Origin of the sequence: Streptococcus mitis, assembly GCF_008763935.1 — a bacterium.
Lineage (GTDB): Bacteria > Bacillota > Bacilli > Lactobacillales > Streptococcaceae > Streptococcus > Streptococcus mitis_DB.
Window position 1 is genome coordinate 249244 of sequence record NZ_VTQF01000003.1, and the last position, 16255, is coordinate 265498.

At 42.6% G+C, this 16255-nt stretch carries 13 protein-coding genes; all 13 read left to right on the forward strand.

All coding sequences use genetic code 11. From position 1 onward, the window contains the following. The first annotated feature begins 14 nt into the window (after positions 1-14). Entirely contained in the window at positions 15-3692 is a 3678-nt protein-coding gene (gene rpoC / locus F9B91_RS06280; RefSeq protein ID WP_000228746.1) for a DNA-directed RNA polymerase subunit beta', read from the forward strand. 108 nt (positions 3693-3800) lie between these two features. Next, positions 3801-4223, forward strand: a complete 423-nt coding sequence (ndk, locus tag F9B91_RS06285; RefSeq protein ID WP_150922747.1) for a nucleoside-diphosphate kinase — start codon at positions 3801-3803, stop codon at positions 4221-4223. A 132-nt stretch (positions 4224-4355) separates the two neighbouring features. Then, a complete protein-coding gene (locus F9B91_RS06290; RefSeq protein WP_150922748.1) occupies positions 4356-4985 on the forward strand; it encodes a competence protein in 630 nt (209 codons plus the stop codon). A 96-nt stretch (positions 4986-5081) separates the two neighbouring features. Further along, a complete protein-coding gene (gene tsaE, locus F9B91_RS06295; RefSeq protein ID WP_084923292.1) occupies positions 5082-5525 on the forward strand; it encodes a tRNA (adenosine(37)-N6)-threonylcarbamoyltransferase complex ATPase subunit type 1 TsaE in 444 nt (147 codons plus the stop codon). After that, entirely contained in the window at positions 5515-6033 is a 519-nt protein-coding gene (locus tag F9B91_RS06300) for a GNAT family N-acetyltransferase (protein WP_060627456.1), read from the forward strand. The genes tsaE and F9B91_RS06300 overlap by 11 nt, the downstream gene beginning before the upstream one ends. A gap of 7 nt (positions 6034-6040) precedes the next feature. Next, positions 6041-7093, forward strand: a complete 1053-nt coding sequence (brpA, locus tag F9B91_RS06305; protein WP_060627458.1) for a biofilm formation/cell division transcriptional regulator BrpA — start codon at positions 6041-6043, stop codon at positions 7091-7093. 88 nt (positions 7094-7181) lie between these two features. Then, positions 7182-8438: a competence/damage-inducible protein A gene (locus tag F9B91_RS06310; RefSeq protein WP_150922749.1), complete on the forward strand. Its 1257-nt coding sequence runs from the start codon at positions 7182-7184 to the stop codon at positions 8436-8438. A gap of 54 nt (positions 8439-8492) precedes the next feature. After that, positions 8493-9647 carry a recombinase RecA gene (recA, locus tag F9B91_RS06315; RefSeq protein WP_150922750.1) on the forward strand — a complete coding sequence of 385 codons (1155 nt, stop codon included), beginning with the start codon at positions 8493-8495 and terminating at the stop codon, positions 9645-9647. Between the two features lie 114 nt (positions 9648-9761). Beyond that, positions 9762-11126: an MATE family efflux transporter gene (locus F9B91_RS06320; RefSeq protein ID WP_150922751.1), complete on the forward strand. Its 1365-nt coding sequence runs from the start codon at positions 9762-9764 to the stop codon at positions 11124-11126. Positions 11127-11228: 102 nt separating this feature from the next. Continuing rightward, positions 11229-11945: a YebC/PmpR family DNA-binding transcriptional regulator gene (locus tag F9B91_RS06325; RefSeq protein WP_000532882.1), complete on the forward strand. Its 717-nt coding sequence runs from the start codon at positions 11229-11231 to the stop codon at positions 11943-11945. Between the two features lie 177 nt (positions 11946-12122). Then, positions 12123-12593, forward strand: coding sequence for a MarR family winged helix-turn-helix transcriptional regulator (locus F9B91_RS06330; protein ID WP_084929789.1), 471 nt, complete (start codon positions 12123-12125; stop codon positions 12591-12593). After that, entirely contained in the window at positions 12568-14337 is a 1770-nt protein-coding gene (locus F9B91_RS06335; protein WP_150922752.1) for an ABC transporter ATP-binding protein, read from the forward strand. Before F9B91_RS06330 ends, F9B91_RS06335 begins: the two co-directional genes overlap by 26 nt. Beyond that, the gene (locus tag F9B91_RS06340) at positions 14327-16087 is read left to right on the forward strand and encodes an ABC transporter ATP-binding protein (protein WP_150922753.1); all 1761 of its coding nucleotides are present in this window, start codon (positions 14327-14329) and stop codon (positions 16085-16087) included. The genes F9B91_RS06335 and F9B91_RS06340 overlap by 11 nt, the downstream gene beginning before the upstream one ends. Positions 16088-16255: the final 168 nt, after the last annotated feature.

Below are 16255 nucleotides of genomic sequence, written 5' to 3' on the forward strand. Positions count from 1 at the left end.
AAAGGGAAGAAATAGTGGTTGATGTAAATCGTTTTAAAAGTATGCAAATCACCCTAGCTTCTCCAAGCAAAGTCCGTTCATGGTCTTATGGAGAAGTCAAAAAACCTGAAACAATCAATTACCGTACCTTGAAACCAGAACGTGAAGGTCTCTTTGATGAAGTTATCTTTGGACCTACAAAAGACTGGGAATGTGCTTGTGGTAAGTACAAACGCATTCGTTATAGAGGGATTGTTTGTGACCGCTGTGGGGTTGAAGTAACGCGTACGAAAGTTCGTCGTGAGCGTATGGGACATATCGAATTGAAAGCTCCTGTGTCTCACATCTGGTACTTCAAGGGGATTCCAAGCCGTATGGGCTTGACCCTTGATATGAGTCCCCGTGCCCTCGAGGAAGTTATCTACTTTGCGGCTTATGTGGTGATTGATCCTAAGGATACACCACTTGAGCACAAGTCTATCATGACAGAGCGCGAATACCGTGAGCGCTTGCGTGAATATGGTTATGGATCATTCGTTGCCAAGATGGGTGCCGAAGCTATCCAAGACCTCTTGAAACAAGTAGATCTTGAAAAAGAAATTGCTGAACTCAAAGAAGAGTTGAAAACAGCTACTGGACAAAAACGTGTCAAAGCCATCCGTCGTTTGGATGTTTTGGATGCCTTTTACAAGTCTGGAAATAAACCTGAATGGATGATTCTTAACATCCTTCCGGTTATTCCACCAGATCTTCGTCCAATGTTGCAGTTGGATGGTGGCCGTTTTGCCTCATCTGACCTGAATGACCTTTACCGCCGTGTTATCAACCGTAACAACCGTTTGGCTCGTTTGCTTGAGTTGAATGCACCAGGTATTATCGTTCAAAATGAGAAGCGTATGCTTCAAGAAGCAGTTGATGCTTTGATTGACAATGGTCGTCGTGGTCGTCCAATCACAGGACCAGGTAGCCGTCCATTGAAATCATTGAGCCACATGCTTAAAGGTAAACAAGGACGCTTCCGTCAAAACTTGCTCGGTAAACGTGTTGACTTCTCAGGACGTTCCGTTATCGCAGTTGGTCCAACTCTTAAGATGTACCAATGTGGTGTGCCACGTGAAATGGCGATCGAGCTCTTTAAACCATTCGTGATGCGTGAAATCGTTGCCCGTGATATCGTGCAAAACGTCAAAGCGGCTAAACGCTTGGTGGAACGCGGAGATGAGCGTATCTGGGATATTCTTGAAGAAGTGATCAAAGAACACCCAGTACTTTTGAACCGTGCACCGACCCTTCACCGTTTGGGTATCCAAGCCTTTGAGCCAGTCTTGATTGATGGTAAGGCCCTTCGCTTGCACCCACTTGTCTGTGAGGCCTACAATGCCGACTTTGACGGGGACCAAATGGCCATCCACGTACCGCTTTCAGAAGAAGCCCAAGCAGAAGCACGTATCTTGATGCTAGCTGCTGAGCACATCTTGAACCCGAAAGATGGTAAACCAGTTGTTACTCCGTCTCAGGACATGGTTTTGGGTAACTACTACTTGACTATGGAAGAAGCTGGTCGTGAAGGTGAAGGAATGGTCTTCAAAGACCGTGACGAAGCGGTTATGGCTTACCGTAATGGTTATGTTCACCTTCACTCACGTGTTGGTATCGCAACAGACAGCCTCAACAAGCCTTGGACAGAAGAGCAAAAACACAAGGTCTTGCTTACCACAGTTGGTAAAATCCTCTTCAACGACATCATGCCAGAGGGTCTACCATACTTGCAAGAACCAAACAATGCCAACTTGACAGAAGGCGTTCCAGCTAAATATTTCTTGCCACTTGGTGGAGATATCAAGGAAGCTATCAGCAATCTTGAACTTAACCCTCCATTCAAGAAGAAAAATCTTGGAAATATCATCGCTGAAATCTTCAAACGTTTCCGTACGACAGAAACTTCTGCCCTACTTGACCGCATGAAGAACCTCGGTTACCACCACTCAACTCTTGCAGGATTGACAGTGGGTATCGCCGATATCCCAGTCGTTGACGACAAGGCTGAAATCATTGAAGAATCACACAAACGTGTAGAACAAATCACCAAACAATTCCGTCGTGGTATGATCACAGACGACGAGCGTTACAATGCCGTTACAGCTGAATGGCGTGCTGCCCGTGAAAAACTTGAGAAACGTTTGATTGCCAACCAAGATCCTAAGAATCCAATCGTTATGATGATGGACTCAGGAGCCCGTGGTAACATCTCAAACTTCTCACAGCTTGCCGGTATGCGTGGTCTGATGGCTGCTCCGAACGGACGTATCATGGAATTGCCAATCCTTTCAAACTTCCGCGAAGGTTTGTCAGTACTCGAAATGTTCTTCTCAACTCACGGTGCCCGTAAAGGTATGACCGATACGGCCCTTAAGACAGCCGACTCAGGTTACTTGACTCGTCGTTTGGTTGACGTTGCCCAAGACGTTATCATCCGTGAGGACGACTGTGGAACAGACCGTGGTCTCTTGATCCGCTCTATCGCAGAAGGAAAAGAGATGATCGAGTCTCTCGAAGAGCGTCTCAATGGTCGTTACACTAAGAAAACTGTTAAACATCCAGAAACTGGTGCAGTGATTATCGGTCCAAATGAGTTGATTACAGAAGACAAAGCGCGTGAAATTGTCAATGCTGGTGTGGAAGAAGTGACTATCCGCTCTGTATTTACATGTAACACTCGCCATGGTGTTTGCCGTCACTGTTACGGTATCAACTTGGCGACTGGTGATGCGGTTGAAGTTGGGGAAGCAGTCGGTACAATCGCTGCCCAATCTATCGGGGAACCTGGTACACAGCTTACAATGCGCACCTTCCATACGGGTGGGGTTGCCTCAAATACCGATATCACTCAGGGTCTTCCTCGTGTCCAAGAAATCTTTGAAGCCCGCAATCCTAAAGGGGAAGCGGTTATCACAGAGGTTAAAGGACAAGTTACTGCTATCGAAGAAGATGCATCAACTCGTACTAAGAAAGTCTTTGTTAAGGGTGAAACTGGCGAAGGCGAATATGTCGTTCCATTTACTGCTCGTATGCGTGTCGAAGTTGGGGACCAAGTAGCGCGTGGTGCTGCTCTTACAGAAGGTTCTATCCAACCGAAACGTCTCCTTGCAGTCCGTGATGTCTTGTCAGTTGAAACTTATCTTCTCGGTGAAGTACAAAAAGTTTACCGTAGCCAAGGGGTAGAAATCGGTGACAAACACATCGAGGTAATGGTTCGTCAAATGATCCGTAAAGTCCGTGTCATGGATCCAGGTGACACAGATCTTCTCATGGGTACCCTCATGGATATCAATGACTTTACAGATGCCAACAAAGATGTCCTTATCGCAGGTGGAGTTCCAGCGACAGGTCGCCCAGTTCTTATGGGAATTACCAAAGCCTCACTTGAAACAAATAGTTTCTTGTCAGCGGCTTCCTTCCAGGAAACAACTCGTGTCCTTACAGATGCAGCTATCCGTGGTAAGAAAGACCATCTCCTTGGACTTAAAGAAAATGTTATCATTGGTAAGATCATCCCAGCAGGTACTGGTATGGCTCGTTACCGTAACCTTGAACCACATGCTATCAACGAAGAAGAATACCTTAATCCTCCAGTAGAGGAAGAAGGAAATGAAGAAACAACAGAAGTAGTTGTGGATACTGCCGTTGAAACTGTGGAAGAAACAGTAGAATAAAAGAGAATGAGAGAGCCTTCGGGTTCTCTTTCTCTTTTCTGAAAACTTTCTCCATTTTTCCATGAAATGTGGTAAAATAAAAGGAAGAAGCTGACAAAGGAGACGAGTATGGAACAAACATTTTTTATCATTAAACCAGATGGTGTGAAAAGAGGGCTAGTGGGTGAAGTGTTGAAACGCATCGAACAACGTGGATTTTTAATTGAAAAATTGGAGTTGCGTTCACAGCTTTCAGAAGAGTTGATTGACCAGCACTATCAGGACTTGGTTGGCCAAAGTTTTTACCCACTGATTCGTGAATTCATGACTTCAGGACCAGTTCTTGTGGGCATCATTTCTGGTCCCAAAGTAATCGAAACTTGGCGGACCATGATGGGGGCAACTCGTCCAGAAGAAGCTTTACCAGGAACTATTCGAGGTGATTTTGCAAAAGCGGCTGGTGAAAACCAAGCTATTCAAAATGTTGTACATGGTTCAGATTCAGAAGAGTCAGCTAAGCGAGAAATTGCTCTTTGGTTTGACGGAAAGTAGTAAAAGTTTGATGTAAGGGTTACTTGCATCAAACTTTTTTGCATTTTAGAGTAGAAAACTGACAGTTGAGAAATATTCTAGCAATGGTGAGAATTTCTAGCATATAATAAGAGCAAGTAGGGAGGAAGAATGATGGAAAAAATGAAAAAGCAAATTCGTGTTTTGTTATTGTTTACGATTTTTGGTATTAGTAGTTGTTCTTGTTTAAGTTTATCGACTTGGGCCTTGATGTTAAATCAAAACTGCTTCTATTATTTAGTTGGCATGTTGCTCCTTGCCAGTATTGGTGCAGGGCTAAACTACTATAGTGGACAGCGAAATCAATCTTATTCAGTTTTTAAGGAAGATAAGCAACAATTCTTGTATAGTCTGTTGCTCTTAGTAAACATTTTGGGTTTAGCTTTAATTGTCATAGACCATATCCTTGCAGGAAATGCATCCGTAGAAGGGTTTGTGGAAGCCTTTCTACCGAGTTTCTTTTTCTTATTTGGGATTGATTTGCTAGTCTTTTTACCGATTCAGAAGTATGTAAATGGATTGAAAAAGATTTTGGGAAAGAAGAAAATCTGTTTTATTAGTGGACTAGCTATTCTAATCTTTCTCAGAAATCCTTGGATGCTATTGTCCATGACCTTTTATATTACCTTAGGAATGCTATTTCTAGGACTGTTGGTGCCAAAAGTCATTCGCTGGGAAGTTTCATTTTACAGTCATTTGATGAGAGATATCTTGTTAGTTGTCTTCTTACTGTTTCTATTTTAAAATCAAAATAAGAACTGACCGAAGTTTTTACAATTCATAATATGGAATTCACAGATAATATCTCGACAAAGGACAACTTTTTGGTATAATAGAAACATGTACACTAAAAACGAAGAAGAGTTACAGTCCTTAGGGAAACGTTTGGGCTATTTATTAGAAAAAAATGACGTCTTAATTCTAACTGGTGAACTTGGAGCAGGCAAAACGACCTTTACAAAAGGTCTTGCTAAAGGGTTACAGATTACTCAGATGATTAAGAGTCCAACCTACACTATCGTAAGAGAGTATGAAGGTCGTCTTCCGCTTTACCACCTAGATGTTTACCGTATTGAGGGAGATGCGGATTCTATTGATTTGGATGAGTTTCTCTTTGGTGGTGGGGTAACTGTCATCGAGTGGGGACATCTTTTAGGTGATGCCTTGCCAGATAATTATTTAGAATTGGAAATTCTAAAAGAAGAAGACGGTCGCAGATTAAACTTCAAAGCCAAGGGTTTGCGTGCAGAAAAACTCTTAGAGGAGCTTCAACATGGAGTATGAATTGCTCATTAGAGAAGCAGAACCTAGTGATGCGGCTGAATTAGTGACATTTTTAAATCGTGTCAGTGTAGAAACAGATTTTACCAGTCTGGACAGGAATGGCATTTTGATGACAGATACTGAGATGGAGTTGTTTTTGGATAAACAGGCTCACTCGGAAAATCAAATCACTTTACTGGCCTTGCTGAATGATGAAATTGCTGGTCTTGTAAATATCACAGCTGATCAACGCAAGAGAGTTCGTCATATTGGAGATCTCTTTATTGTGATTGGTAAGAAGTATTGGAATAATGGACTGGGGAGTTTGTTACTTGAAGAAGTCATAGAATGGGCACAGGCTAGTGGCATTCTTCGTCGACTTCAACTTACTGTCCAAACTCGTAATCAGGCTGCAGTTTATCTATATCAAAAACATGGCTTTGTAATTGAAGGTAGACAAGAGCGCGGTGCGTACATAGAAGAAGGGGAATTTATCGATGTTTACCTGATGGGTAGGCTGATAGATTAATAGAAATATGGTTAAAAAAATTATTGGAATGGTGCTAGCTTTTCTAGCTGTGACGGTTTTGGGTGTGGGTGTTTTTGCTTATACTATTTATCAGCAAGGTACACAAACCTTATCAAAAACCTATAAAAAAATTGGAGAAGAAACCAATGTTATTGAGGCGACTGAACCATTAACGATTCTTTTGATGGGGGTTGATACTGGAAACGTGGAACGAACGGACCCTTGGGAGGGAAATAGTGATTCCATGATTCTCTTGACGGTGAATCCACATACTAAGAAAACCATGATGTTGAGTTTGGAACGTGACATCCTGACTAAAATTCAGCATAAAGATGGCCAGATTGAGGAAGCGAAGTTAAACGCTGCCTATGCTGGTGGTGGTGCAGAGTTAGCTATTTCAACCATTCAAAAGATGATGAATATCCATATCGATCGCTACATTATGGTTAATATGCAAGGATTGCAACAATTGGTAGATGCAGTGGGGGGGATTACGGTTAATAATACACTAGGTTTCCCAATTTCTATCAGTGACCAAGAAGAATTTAACACCATTTCTATTGGTGTTGGAGAACAGACAATAAATGGAGAAGAAGCGCTTGTTTATTCCCGCATGCGTTATCAAGACCCAGAAGGAGACTACGGACGTCAGAAGCGTCAGCGTGAAGTCATTCAAAAGGTTGTTGAAAAAGTTCTTAGTTTGAATAGCGTTAGTCACTATCAGTCTATCTTAAAAGCTTTAAGCACTAATATGCAGACTAATATTGATTTATCTGCGAAAAGTATTCCAAGCTTGTTGGGCTATAAAGATTCATTTAAAACCATTGAATCTCAACAATTAAAGGGCGAAGGAGAGATGTTGCAAGGTATTTCTTATCAGATTGTTTCAAGAGAGCATATGTTGGAAATGCAGAATATACTGCGACGTTCTTTGGGGCAAGAAGAAGTCACTCAGCTTGAAACAAATGTTGTCTTATTTGAAGATTTGTTTGGACGGGTGCCTGTTGGTGATGGGGAGAATCAACAACAAGGTGTTTTTGTAACAAATGAAGTAGAATAGTTCGTTTTTTAATACAAATAAAAAATTAATCGTGGGAAATTTCCTGCGATTTTTTCAAAAAAATACGAATAGATAGGTAGGAGGAAACATGAAAGCAGAAATCATTGCTGTTGGAACAGAGATTTTGACAGGGCAGATTGTCAATACCAATGCTCAGTTTTTATCGGAAAAACTAGCAGAGATTGGGGTAGACGTATATTTTCAGACGGCTGTAGGAGACAATGAAGCTCGTCTCTTGTCTTTGCTCGAAATTGCCAGTCAACGGAGCAATCTGGTGATTTTAACAGGTGGTTTGGGGCCAACTGAGGACGATTTGACCAAACAAACTCTGGCTAAATTTTTAGGGAAAGAATTAGTCTTCGATCATCAGGCACAAGAAAAGTTAGATGTCTTTTTTGCCCAGCGACCAGACTATGCCCGAACACCGAATAACGAAAGACAAGCTCAAATTGTAGAAGGAGCGACTCCGCTGCCCAACGAAACAGGACTGGCTGTGGGAGGAATATTGGAAGTCGATGGAGTGACCTATGTCGTCCTTCCAGGTCCGCCAAGTGAAATGAAACCTATGGTCTTAAACCAACTTCTACCCAAGTTGATGACAGGGAGCAAGTTGTATTCCCGAGTTCTTCGTTTCTTTGGAATTGGCGAAAGTCAGCTGGTGACGATTTTGGCTGATTTGATTGATAATCAAACAGATCCGACCTTGGCCCCTTATGCTAAGACAGGAGAAGTCACTCTGCGTCTGTCAACAAAGGCTAGCAGTCAAGAAGAGGCGAATCAAGCGCTGGATATCTTGGAAAATCAAATCTTGGACTGCCAGACTTTCGAAGGAATTTCTTTACGAGACCTCTGTTATGGTTATGGAGAGGAGGCTAGCTTGGCCAGCATTGTGGTAGAAGAACTGAAAAAACAAGGGAAAACTATCACGGCTGCAGAGAGTTTGACGGCAGGGCTTTTCCAAGCTACTGTGGCGGATTTTTCAGGAGCTTCAAGTATATTTAAGGGTGGTTTCGTGACCTATAGCCTGGAGGAGAAATCAAAGATGTTGGATATTCCTGCCAAGGATTTAGAAGAACATGGTGTGGTGTCTGCATTTACAGCTCAGAAGATGGCTGAGCAGGCACGAATCAAGACCCAGTCTGATTTTGGCCTTAGTTTGACTGGAGTGGCAGGACCAGATAGCCTGGAAGGACATCCAGCTGGGACAGTCTTCATAGGCTTGGCTCAAGAGCAAGGAACTGAGGTTATCAAGATTAATATTGGAGGCAGAAGTCGAGCAGATGTACGTCACATTGCGGTTATGCATGCCTTTAACCTAGTTCGCAAGGCTTTATTAAGTGACTAACTTTTGATATAATAGTAGATAGGTCTAAGGACCATTAGAATGTAGGAGAATAGAATGGCGAAAAAACCAAAAAAATTAGATGAAATTTCAAAAAAATTCGGGGCTGAACGTGAAAAAGCCTTGAATGACGCTCTTAAATTGATTGAGAAAGACTTTGGTAAGGGTTCAATCATGCGTTTGGGTGAACGTGCTGAGCAAAAGGTGCAGGTGATGAGCTCCGGTTCCTTGGCTCTTGATATTGCCCTTGGTTCAGGTGGTTATCCTAAGGGACGTATCATCGAAATCTACGGACCAGAGTCATCTGGTAAGACAACGGTTGCTCTTCATGCAGTTGCGCAAGCGCAAAAAGAAGGTGGAATTGCAGCCTTTATCGATGCGGAACATGCCCTCGATCCAGCTTATGCTGCGGCCCTTGGTGTCAACATTGACGAATTGCTCTTGTCTCAACCAGATTCAGGAGAGCAAGGTCTTGAGATTGCAGGAAAATTGATTGACTCAGGTGCTGTAGATCTTGTCGTGGTCGACTCAGTTGCTGCCCTTGTACCTCGTGCAGAAATTGATGGAGATATCGGAGATAGCCACGTTGGTTTGCAGGCTCGTATGATGAGCCAGGCCATGCGTAAGCTAGGTGCTTCTATCAATAAAACCAAAACAATTGCCATCTTTATCAACCAATTACGTGAAAAAGTTGGGGTCATGTTTGGAAATCCAGAAACAACTCCTGGTGGACGTGCTCTGAAATTTTACGCATCAGTCCGTTTGGATGTTCGTGGAAGTACGCAAATCAAGGGAACTGGTGACCAAAAAGACACCAACGTCGGTAAAGAAACTAAGATTAAGGTCGTGAAAAACAAGGTGGCTCCACCATTTAAGGAAGCCTTCGTGGAAATCATGTACGGAGAAGGGATTTCTAAGACTGGTGAACTTTTGAAGATCGCAAGCGATTTGGATATCATCAAAAAAGCAGGAGCTTGGTATTCTTATAAGGATGAGAAAATTGGGCAAGGTTCTGAAAATGCTAAGAAATACTTGGCAGATAACCCAGAAGTCTTTGATGAGATTGACCATCAAGTCCGTGTTCAATTTGGTTTGATTGATGGAGAAGAAGCTACTGAAAGCAAAAAAGATGAAGCAGCTCAAGTAGACTCTATGAATGAAGAAGTTACACTTGACCTAGGCGACGAACTTGAAATCGAAATTGAAGAATAAGCTGTCAAAGTAGTGGAGAAATCCACTGCTTTTTCGATTCTTTGTTCAAGATTTCAGATTGCCTATAGTTTGCTGTTTCTTGTCGCTCCTTTCGAAAGCTGATATAATAGCCTTATGAATAAAAAACGAACAGTGGACCTGATTCATGGCCCGATTCTTCCTTCTCTTTTGAGTTTTGCCTTCCCAATCTTGCTATCAAATATTTTTCAACAGCTCTATAATACTGCTGATGTCTTGATTGTTGGAAGATTTCTTGGTCAAGAATCCTTGGCTGCAGTAGGAGCCACGACAGCGATTTTTGATCTGATTGTAGGTTTTACTCTTGGTGTTGGCAATGGCATGGGAATTGTCATTGCCCGTTATTATGGAGCTCGGAATTTCACTAAAATCAAGGAGGCAGTAGCAGCCACCTGGATTTTAGGTGCTCTTTTGAGTATTGTAGTTATGCTGCTGGGATTTGTCGGTCTGTATCCACTCTTGCAATATTTAGATACCCCTGCTGAAATCCTCACTCAGTCTTATCAATATATTTCTATGATTGTAACCTGTGTCGGTGTTAGCTTCGCTTATAATCTCTTTGCAGGTTTGTTGCGGTCCATTGGTGACAGTCTGGCTGCGCTTGGTTTTCTGATTTTCTCTGCTCTGGTTAATGTGGTTCTGGATCTCTATTTTATTACGCAACTGCAACTGGGGGTTCAATCTGCGGGCCTTGCTACCATCATTTCGCAAGGCTTATCAGCGGTTCTTTGCTTTTATTATATCCGTAAGAGTGTGCCTGAGCTACTCCCTCAACTCAAGCATTTCAAATGGGACAAGGCCTTATACGCCGATCTCTTGGAGCAAGGTTTGGCTATGGGCTTGATGAGTTCAATTGTGTCCATTGGTAGTGTGATTTTACAGTCTTCTGTTAATACCTTTGGAGCCGTGATTATTAGTGCTCAAACAGCAGCTCGACGCATTATGGCCTTCGCCCTTCTTCCCATGACCGCTATTTCCGCTTCGATGACGACCTTTGCTTCGCAGAATTTAGGTGCTAAGAGCCCAGACCGCATTGTCCAAGGTCTTAGAATCGGCAGTCGTTTAAGTATATCCTGGGCAGTTTTTGTTTGTATCTTCCTCTTTTTTGCCAGTCCAGCCTTGGTTTCCTTCTTAGCTAGTTCGACGGATAGCTACTTGGTAGGAAATGGCAGTCTCTATCTGCAAATCAGCTCAGCTTTTTATCCTATTTTGAGTCTCTTGTTAATTTATCGCAATTGTTTGCAGGGCTTGGGGCAAAAGATCCTTCCTCTAGTTTCTAGTTTTATTGAACTAATCGGGAAAATCGCTTTTGTGGTCTTGATTATCCCTTGGGCAGGCTATAAGGGAGTTATCCTTTGCGAACCCCTAATCTGGGTTGCCATGACTATCCAGCTGTACTTCTCGTTATTCCGTCACCCCTTGATAAAAGAAGGTAAGGAAATCTTGGCAGCCAAAGGATAATCCTAGATGGATTTAAGAAAGAAAATCTATTTCCTCTAGTGAAAATCAAAAAAACTTGTGTTATAATAAGAAAGATTAAAATGTGAAAAAAGGAGATTCCTAATGGGACGTAAATGGGCCAATATCGTAGCCAAGAAAACGGCTAAAGATGGAGCTAACTCTAAAGTATATGCAAAATTTGGTGTAGAAATCTATGTAGCAGCTAAAAAAGGTGATCCAGATCCAGAATCAAACTCAGCTTTGAAATTCGTTATCGACCGTGCTAAACAAGCCCAAGTGCCAAAACATGTTATCGATAAGGCTTTGGACAAGGCTAAAGGAAATACAGATGAAACCTTTACAGAAGGACGTTACGAAGGGTTTGGACCAAATGGCTCTATGCTGATCGTTGATACTTTGACTTCTAACGTCAACCGTACAGCAGCCAATGTCCGTGCAGCTTTTGGTAAAAATGGCGGAAACATGGGTGCTTCAGGTTCGGTTTCTTACCTCTTCGACAACAAGGGTGTTATCGTATTTGCAGGTGAAGATGCAGATGCAGTCTTTGAGCAATTGCTAGAAGCAGATGTGGATGTGGACGATGTAGAAGCAGAAGAAGGAACAATCACGGTTTATACAGCGCCAACTGACCTTCACAAGGCTATCGTTGCCCTTCGTGAGTCAGGTATTGAAGAATTCCAAGTGACCGAATTGGAAATGATTCCTCAGTCAGAAGTGGAATTGTCAGGCGATGACCTTGAAACCTTTGAAAAACTTTACAGCGTTCTTGAAGACGACGAAGACGTACAAAAGATCTACACAAACGTAGACGGATTCTAATTTAACCTAGTGAACATGATCCTAAGTGAAAAAATCACTTGGGATTTTTTGAATCAAGAAAAATAGTTCTCTAGGAAACTTTTTCTTGACATCCCTTTTCAAAGTGGTAAAATAGTTCTCATGGAAACTTGTTTAGTTCCTAGGAGAACTAAATGTGATAGTTAGAAAGGAGTTAGTATGGATAAACCGATGTTAGTCTTTAAGCGTTTTGGTCATCAGATTCACCTCATGGTGCAAAAGGAAGCCAAACGTTGTGGTATTGAATTTATGGGTGGGCCTCAAGGTCAGGTTGTTCGTTTTTTGGATAATCGTGAGAAAAACCAAGACTTGGTCTTGATTAAAGATATAGAGCAGGAACTCAATATTACCAAGTCTGTTGCTAGTAATTTGGTCAAGCGTATGGTGCAAAATGGTTTGGTGGAATTGGAGGCGAGTCCTAGCGATAAGCGGGCAAAATTTGTTCGTTTGACGGACAAAGCACGTTCTCAGATGCAACAGGTTAAGTCTTTTTTTGAACGAATAGACAAGAAGTTGATGGAAGACATTGATGAAGATGAATTACTGATTTTTGAGAAAGTTCTCGGTCAACTACAGGCAAATATCAAGGGAATAGGAGGAGAGAATGAAGAAATTAGCCAAACGAATTAGTAGAAAAGAATGGGGGATGATTTTACTAGCCATTCTCTTTACTTGCTTTTCGGTCTATCTAGAGTTGGAAGTGCCGACCTATATCTCGAAAATTACGAATTTACTAGGAAGTCAAAGAACCAACTTGGATGAGTTATGGCAACCAGCAGGTATGATGGTGGGAATGTCCTTTCTAGCCTTCTTATCCGCAGTTGCAGTTGGATTTTTTTCGTCCAGAGTGGCCGCTTCTTATACTAGTAGGCTGAGAAGTGATATTTTTAACCGAGTTTTGGATTACTCGCAGACAGAGATTAAGAAATTCTCTATTCCTAGCCTCTTGACGCGTACTACCAATGACATTACTCAAGTTCAAATGTTGATTACCATGGGCTTGCAAGTAGTTACGCGTGGTCCGATTATGGCTATCTGGGCTATCGGGAAGATTTTAGGCCATTCAGAATACTGGCTCTGGGCCGTACTTGTGGCAGTGATTGTCAACGTCCTGATGACGACTGTTTTGATGACGCTAGCCTTTCCAAAACAGTCCTTGATTCAGGGGTTGACAGATAAACTGAACAGTATCACTCGTGAGAGTTTAACAGGTATTCGCGTCGTTCGTGCCTACAATGCAGAGGATTACCAAAATGAAAAATTTGCAGCAGCAAATGATGAATTGACACGCTTGAATTTGTTTGTCAACCGTCTCATGGCCATTTTGAATCCTATCATGATGGGAATTTCAAGTGGTTTGAGTGTGGCGATATACTGGATTGGAGCCTATGTAATCAACGATGCTGCTCCGACGGCGCGCCTGCCTCTCTTTAGTGATATGGTTGTTTTCATGTCTTATGCCATGCAGGTTGTCATGGGCTTCCTTCTCATGGGGGCGCTCTTCATCGTTCTTCCCCGAACCATGGTCTCTGCCAAGCGGATTAACCAGGTTCTAGATTTACATTCGTCTATCCAAAATCCTGCTCAAGTGCAGCAGGTTGATGAAAACCTCAAAGGTCAGGTTGAATTTAAGGATGTGACCTTCCGCTATGCGACAAATTCGGAGGCGGTTATTGAGCATGTTAGCTTTAGAGCAGAAGCTGGTCAAACAGTGGCCTTTATTGGGTCAACAGGTTCTGGTAAATCAACTCTGGTCAATCTGATTCCACGTTTCTACGACGTGTCAGCAGGAGAAATTCTGGTAGATGGTGTCAATGTTCAAGACTATGACTTGAAAGATTTGCGCAACAAGGTTGGTTATATTCCCCAGAAAGCGGTTCTCTTTTCAGGTGATGTCAAGGGCAATCTAGACTTTGGACAGAGTCAAGAAACACCGCTTAGTGAGCAGGCTATGTGGCAGGCTTTGGAATTGGCCCAGTCTAAGAACTTTATCGAAGACAAGGAAGCTGGCTTAGAGTCAGAAGTGGCCCAAGGAGGAACCAACTTCTCAGGTGGTCAAAGACAGCGTCTGGCAATTGCGCGTGCCTTGGCTCGGAAGCCAGAAATCCTCATCTTTGATGACTCCTTCTCAGCCTTGGACTACAAGACAGACCGTGTCCTACGCCAAGATCTAGCAGAGAAAACCAAGTCTATGACCAAGCTTATCGTTGCACAGCGTATTTCAACGATTATGGATGCAGATTTGATTTTGGTCTTAGATCAAGGAAAAGTCGTGGGACAAGGCACCCACAAGGAACTTCTAGCAAACAACGAAGTTTACCAAGAAATTGCCTATTCACAACTATCGAAGGAGGAATTGGAACATGGAAAATAAGAAAATGTCTCTTTTGAAACAGAGTAAACCCTATCTTGCAGGCCTCCAGTTTGCCCTTCTGATAGCCTTTCTAGCAACAATCGTATCCAATATCATTACTGTATATGGTCCAACCCGTATTAAGGAAATGACTAATATCATTGCCAGTGGCCTGGAAACAAGTGTGGATGTCGAGGCGGTTGCAGCTATTGGTGGTTTTTTAGCCGTGATTTATGTGATCGGACTTCTATCAAATTATTTACAGGCATTTCTGTTTACAACAGCTATTCAACGTTTTTCAGAGCGTTTGAGAAGAGCGATTGCAGAGAAAATCAATAGCCTACCATTGGGATATTTTGATGGACACTCTCAGGGGGATACTTTGTCTCGTGTAACCAATGATGTTGATACTGCAGCCCAGTCCCTCAATCAAAGTTTGGGAACAGTTCTCTCATCCACTTTATTGGTCGTGGCAGTCTTGGTGACCATGTTTGGAATGAACTGGATTTTAGCCTTGGTGACGGTTGTTTCAACCTTTATTGGTTTTACTTTCGTGTCTGTCTTTATGGGCAAATCCCAGGGCTTCTTTAAGAGTCAGCAACAAGATTTGGCAGCTGTCAATGGCTATGTGGAGGAAATGTACTCTGGCCATAATGTGGTGACCAGTTACAATGCCATCGAGAGTACGAAAGAAGAGTTTGCGAAATTAAACAATCGTCTGTATGATAGTATCTGGAAATCTCAATTTATTTCAGGGATTATGATGCCGATTATGATGTTTATTGGGAACTTTAGCTATGTCTTGGTGATTATCGTTGGTGCAGCCTTGGCCTTAAATGGGCACATCAGTATCGGGATTATCGTTGCCTTTATGGCCTACGTTCGTATCTTTTCTCAGCCCCTTTCACAAATTGCCCAAGGGGTTACTAGTCTTCAGCAGGCTAGTGCAGCCATGGGACGTGTCTTCGAATTCCTGGCTGAAGAGGAAATGGAAGACGAATCCCATAAAGAAAGACAATTGAGCGATATGAAAGGTCAAGTAGTCTTTGATCGAGTCTCCTTTGGTTATACACCAGAGCGAACCATTATCCATGACTTTTCTGCGACAGCTCATGCAGGTCAAAAGGTTGCGATTGTCGGACCGACCGGAGCTGGTAAGACAACCATTGTCAATCTTTTGATGAAGTTCTATGAGATTGATAAGGGAAGTATCCGTATCGATGGTGTGGATACCAAGGATATGAAGCGTTCGGAAGTACATGATGCCTTTTCAATGGTCTTACAGGATACTTGGCTCTTTGAAGGCACTATCCGAGACAATCTCATTTATAACCAAAACGGTATTAGTGATGATTGCGTGATTGAAGCCAGCAAGGCTGTAGGGATTCACCACTTTATTATGACCCTACCAGATGGTTACGATACCGTCTTGGATGATACAGTGACCTTGTCTGTCGGGCAAAAACAACTCTTGACTATCGCTCGTGCTTTGCTGAAAGATGCACCACTCTTGATTTTGGATGAGGCGACTTCTTCTGTTGACACTCGGACAGAGGAATTGATTCAGAAAGCCATGGACCGTTTGATGGAAGGCAGAACTTCCTTTGTCATCGCCCACCGCTTGTCAACCATCCGTAATGCGGATCTGATTCTGGTCATGAAAGATGGCAATATCATCGAGCAAGGCAATCATGATGAGCTAATGATGCAAGCTGGTTTTTACGCTGACCTCTACAACAGTCAATTTACAGAAGGTGAAGCAGAAGAATAAACCCAAAGAAGGCTTGACGGCCTTCTTTTTCTGCACTATACTAGAAGACAAGTGCTTCCCTGCAAGCAATACTCTTCGAAAATCTCTTCAAACCGCGTCAGCTTCGGTATATGTTACTGACTCCGTCAGTCTTATTTACAACCTCAAAGCAGTGCTTTGAGCAGTCTG